Raw genomic sequence first — 1,440 nt, forward strand, 5'->3', positions numbered from 1 at the left:
ATCGAAATAGGAACTCACCATAGAGGTGGCTTCGTTGATGCCCGCCATGCCGTTTCCCTGCGCGAAGGCGGAGGCGGTTGCGGCAACCAGAAGTGCCGCAGAGATGATGAACTTTTGTCTGATGTTCTTGTTCATAAACTGTTCTTGTTTTTGTGCCGTCCAAAGGGTGGATAGTCCTTTGGACGGCGGTTGATACTGGATTACATTACTTTGGTTTAGTGGATTCTCCCTTTGTTTCCACGGACTTGGGAGGGTCCGTTGCGGACGGGCCGTACCTTGTACCGCTGTGCCGCGTGGTGTTATGTTGTCTTACGTTTTCATTTTTTCTATCGTCTTTCGTTACACAAAGTCCCTTATGTTGAAATCCTCCAACCTTGTGGGAATTACCAATTCTTTTTTCGTCTTTGTCTCTGCGGTTGCCGTCATAGGTTCATCATAAAGATAGAAGTCTATGAACCCCGCGATTTTCACTTTGACAGACTTGCGCAATTTTTCAAGCAGCTCCGTTCCTTCCAGTTCGGAGAACACCTTTCCGGCTTGCCGTTTTTCGTCGTTGGTCGGGTTGTCCTTTCCTGCTATGCCGACAGCTTCCCCGATTTCGTCAAAACTGTAACCGGATGCACGCTGTTTGTCCGCCGTATCCTCTCCCGGTTCATCCTCCCCGAACTCCAGTTCCGAAGGCGGGATGTTCGTGAAGGTTTCATCGAGTTTCTCCTCCGGGACTTGTGCAGGGCGTGACAGGGTTTTCGCGTTTCCGTCGTCAAAAGTAGCGTCTTCCTCCGACAGCTCAATGCCTTTTTCCGAAGTGGCAGCATGTGGCACAGGGGTGGCAGCGGTTGTCCGGGGTGATGCCATCCTGAAACGGCTCTTTCCGATGATGTCCGGTATTTCTGCGGGAGGTGTTTCCCGTACTGTTTCCTGCTTTGCCGCCGTGCCGCCCAATGACTGCCAGACAACCGCCATACCCTTGAAGAAGCGGACGATTTTCGTTTCCATGATGCGGTCGTAGAGCAACAGGAACAGGAACCATGCGTTGCAGGCGATTGATACCGCCAATAATATTTTTGTCATAGCTCGGCGGGATTTATGTTTCCGAGAGCTTGTTTGTAGAGAGCCTTGTGCCTGCGTATATGGTCGCGTAGAATATTGTCCACGAACTTGCCGATGCTCAGTCCTTCCACCAGAAATCTGGCTATATGGGCTATCTGCCTATGTGTTTCACGGTCGATATAGACGCACTGCCGGGTTTTGATTTCTGAGGGTTCCAAAAAGGTGGCGAGAAGTTCTTTGCCGTCAAGACCGATGGCAGATTGCACATTTCCCGTGTCCACACGGCTGCCGATAACATTGATCGTGACCTTTGTCGCCGGTGCTGCCGAGTTGCGGTATGGAGGCTCTTGGGCATGTCTGCCGCAGGAAGGCTCATTCTCTTTCTGAGGC

3 protein-coding genes are annotated in these 1,440 nt (G+C 51.5%); all 3 read right to left on the minus strand.

What is annotated here, in order from left to right; all coding sequences use genetic code 11:
• Positions 1–135: DUF4134 family protein (locus MoGM_RS07290; protein ID WP_146078681.1), on the minus strand; the 135-nt coding region annotated here is incomplete at its 3' end.
• Positions 136–339: 204 nt separating this feature from the next.
• Entirely contained in the window at positions 340–1,071 is a 732-nt protein-coding gene (locus MoGM_RS07295; protein WP_104369435.1) for a conjugal transfer protein TraD, read from the minus strand.
• Positions 1,068–1,440, minus strand: a 373-nt coding sequence (locus MoGM_RS07300; protein ID WP_233210197.1) for a DUF3408 domain-containing protein, incomplete at its 5' end; no start/stop codon positions are given. The genes MoGM_RS07300 and MoGM_RS07295, both read right to left, overlap by 4 nt.

This window comes from Prevotella sp. MGM1, from assembly GCF_002933775.1.
Classification (GTDB): Bacteria; Bacteroidota; Bacteroidia; order Bacteroidales; family Bacteroidaceae; genus Prevotella.